Here is a 3,752-nt window from a genome sequence, read left to right as displayed (position 1 = left end):
CTTTTCGAACAGCCTCTTTTCTCATCTTTGATTCGGATGGTAATTTAATTCTGTAAATAGATCTTGTAGCTCTGACTTTGTTAAGTCACGCCATTGTCCAATTTTTAAACCATTTAAATGTATATTCATAATTCGAATACGCTCTAAGGCACGTACTTCATAACCAAGTGCTGAGCACATGCGGCGGATTTGACGATTTAAGCCTTGTGTAAGAGTGATGTTGAATACATTTTTAGATAATTGTTTTACTTTACAGGGTAGGGTGACAGTATCTAAAATTTCCACACCGCTAGCCATTTTCTTTAAGAAGGCAGGTGTAATAGGCTTGTCTACTGTGACGATGTATTCTTTCTCGTGACTATTCTCGGAACGAAGTATTTCGTTCACGATATCACCATCGTTTGTAAGTAGAATTAAGCCAGTTGAATCTTTATCTAAGCGACCAATATGGAAGATTCGTAATGGGTGATTGACAAAGTCCACAATATTTCCTTTAATATGTCGTTCCGTTGTACTTGTAATGCCGGCTGGTTTATTTAGAGCAAGATAGACATATTCTTGCTTTGCTTTTATTGGTTTACCATCGATACGAACATCATCACTGTCTTCGGCTTGGCTACCTAATTCAGCAACTATACCATTGATGGTTACTCGTTTTTCAGCAATTAATTTATCGGCACCTCGTCTAGAAGTTGCTCCTGACTCAGCAATGTATTTATTAATTCTCAAATGAAGCACACCTTTTAATTTTAAATTTTTATCCCGTTCAAACTNNCCCGATTGGTTCAACTAATAATCGGTAGGGGATGGACGAACACCCACCACCGATTAAAGTTTCACTTTATTGTTTTTAAGATAACTTATTTTCTACCTAATTTACAAGGGAAAAACAGAAACAGGCTGTCGATTCATTTGACAGCCTGAAAGATTCTTTAAATGGATGCATTATTAAGTTTTCGTTGTTTTGTTGAATGCGAATCTTTAACTTTTACAGATGAAAGTTTTTCACATTCTTTGAAGGCAAAATGACGACAACCATGGCATTTTTCATTGGAGATTAATGTGATGCCGTGCATAATGGCCGAATGTGTATCAGAAAAGAAGGCTTGTTCACCTAACTCATCAAATAATCCTGTTCGTTTTACAATTTCGAGCGGTTGATCGTGCATGCCGGAAATCAATACTTGACAGTTGTTTTCTTGTAGTTGATGAATAATATGCTTTAAGTTATTTTCACCGGTTGTATCTAAATAGCATAATTTATTCATTTTCAGTAACACAACTCGCGGTTGATAGTGAATGGCATCTAACACGTAATACACGAATGTTTCTGCAGCTCCGAAGAATAAGGAACCTTCCACATCAAACATGCTGATTTGTGGACAGAAATGAGTGTTTGATACGGCTGAAGGGGATAGTTTCCCAGCATCAGAATTTAAATCAGGTAATACGTGGTTGACGCGAAATACTTCACTCATTCGCTTTACGAATAAAATAATCGCAAGTAATAAGCCAACTTCTACTGCAACGGTTAAGTTGACAAATACTGTGAGTAAGAATGTGAGCATTAAGACAATTGAGTCTCCAGTTTTGGTTTTTAATACATGCATGAATTCTTTTCGTTCACTCATATTCCAAGCAACAACCATTAACACAGGTGCCATGCTTGCTAGTGGAATTAATGATGCATATGGTGCAAGCACCACTAATGTTAGAAGAACGACTACACCGTGAATGACGCCAGCTACACGAGTTTGCGCACCCGTTTTAATATTCGTTGCTGTTCGTGCAATAGCACCTGTTGCGGGAATACCGCCGAATAATGGTGTAACCATATTAGCGATACCTTGACCAATTAGCTCTCGATTACTATTGTGACGAGTATTGGTCATTCCATCTGCAACTACTGATGATAATAATGATTCAATAGCTCCTAACATTGCGATGGTAAAAGCAGGGCGAATTAATTCCACCACTTCAGAAAAGCTCACGTCAAAAAATTGGAAGCGAGGCAGGGAGCTTGGAATGCTACCGTACGCTGATCCAATGGTGGCAACTTTATCAGGGAAGAATACGATGGCAACAATGGTAGAAAGCACAATACCAACAATTGCTCCTGGCATCTTCGGTAAAAATTTAGGTGTGTAAATAATAGTAAATAAACATATTAATGCAATGATAATGCTATAAAAATTGATGGTGGAAAAATGAGTAATGATTTCATAAACATTTTCATGGAAATATTCCTTACTAGCTACACCATCTAAACCAAGGAATTTAGATACTTGTCCAATGAAAATGGTAACAGCGATACCTGTTGTAAAACCGATAGTAACTGGGCGTGGTATATATTTAATAAGTACTCCTAATTTGAATACACCCATTAACACTAGGATTACTCCAGCCATAAATCCTGCGACTAATAAACCATCATAGCCATATGTAGCGACAATTCCGAAGAGCAGGGGAATAAAGGCTCCAGTAGGTCCGGCTATTTGGAAGCGAGAGCCACCAAATATTGAAACAAGTATTCCGGCAATTATTGTTGTATAAATTCCGTACTCAGGATTTACACCTGATGCAATAGCAAATGCCATTCCAAGAGGAATGGCAATAACACCAACAATAATACCGGATAGCAAATCTTTCTTAAACTTCGTTGTAGAATAATTGCTAAACCAGTCGGCGAACAATTTAAAATCATCTCCTGAACATTAGTATAATTAAACCTATGAACATGCACATGTTACTCCTGTTTGACTTGAATATCAATGAAAACTTTGTGAACCATTTAATTCGCTCGAAATAAATGGTTCTTATAATTTTAAAAAAGTAACATTTAATCTTTTGTAGAACTATTTTTATTGTTTGTAAAAATGTAAGATTTTTGTAAATGAGCAAACTTAGCCTCTTTCGATCAAAGTAGGTTTATACTTAAAGGATGGATGTTTAGAGAAAGTCATACAAAGGAGAACCTAAACGATGACAGAAAAGTTAAGAAAAGCAGTCGATTATTTATCAGATAATGAAGCTAGAAACTTATTAATGACAATTTTGAGTGGGGTAGATGTATTAGATAAGCAACAGTTCTTTGATCGAATCAAAAATATTCAAGAAGAACTGTTAAATGAATTTCAAAATCAGTCAGAACAACAAGTAGGAAATTATCATACTGTCCATTTCACATTTAGTCGTTCTACTTCGGGTAGTTTAAACCGAGCTCTACAACAAATAAAGAAAGATCAAGAAGAGAAAGTAATTGCTCTGGCTGATTTATTTTCTGTAGGTCCAATTGGCCGCTTGCAAAAGCAAAGTGGCTTTATTCAGAGATATGCTTGGTTGCAAGATCATTTACATCATTATATTGAAGAGCTTGATGATTTCTTCAATTATTACACCATTACATTGCTTGCAATCAACCGAATTTCTGAACATATTCGTATTGTTATATGGAGTGGAGATAATGCACATGAACAAACGGGTTTAGCTTATTTATTATATTTATTAAAAGAAAAGCGAAATGATATTTATATTATGGATGCACCTTATATCTTCAATAAGCAAACCAATAATTCAGAATGTAAACATACGAGTAGAGTACCTTTTAAGGCTTATCAAGAATTGTTGCCAAGTACATACGAGTTGAAGCCTTTAACAAATGATCTACGTTTAGAATATGAAAATGTATGGGAGCAACTAACATCCACTGATGAAAAATTACGTATTATGCAAAATGGAAAGATACGAAGTGT

General features: G+C 35.7%; 3 protein-coding genes. 1 reads left to right on the top strand and 2 read right to left on the bottom strand.

Translation table 11 applies throughout. The features are described from left to right. Positions 1-21 precede the first annotated feature (21 nt). Positions 22-729 (bottom strand): 23S rRNA pseudouridine(2604) synthase RluF, encoded by a 708-nt coding sequence (gene rluF, locus V7014_RS24200; protein ID WP_335511162.1) that lies wholly within the window; start codon positions 727-729, stop codon positions 22-24. A 203-nt stretch (positions 730-932) separates the two neighbouring features. Beyond that, entirely contained in the window at positions 933-2,693 is a 1,761-nt protein-coding gene (locus tag V7014_RS24195) for a SulP family inorganic anion transporter (RefSeq protein WP_335511161.1), read from the bottom strand. Positions 2,694-2,982: 289 nt separating this feature from the next. Between V7014_RS24195 and V7014_RS24190 the strand changes: the two genes are divergently transcribed. After that, positions 2,983-3,752, top strand: a 770-nt coding sequence (locus V7014_RS24190; RefSeq protein ID WP_335511159.1) for a DUF1835 domain-containing protein, incomplete at its 3' end; no start/stop codon positions are given.

It is taken from the genome of Bacillus sp. JJ722 (assembly GCF_036963345.1).
GTDB lineage: Bacteria > Bacillota > Bacilli > Bacillales > DSM-1321 > Bacillus_AD.
This window is presented reverse-complemented; position numbering and strand designations above follow the sequence as displayed.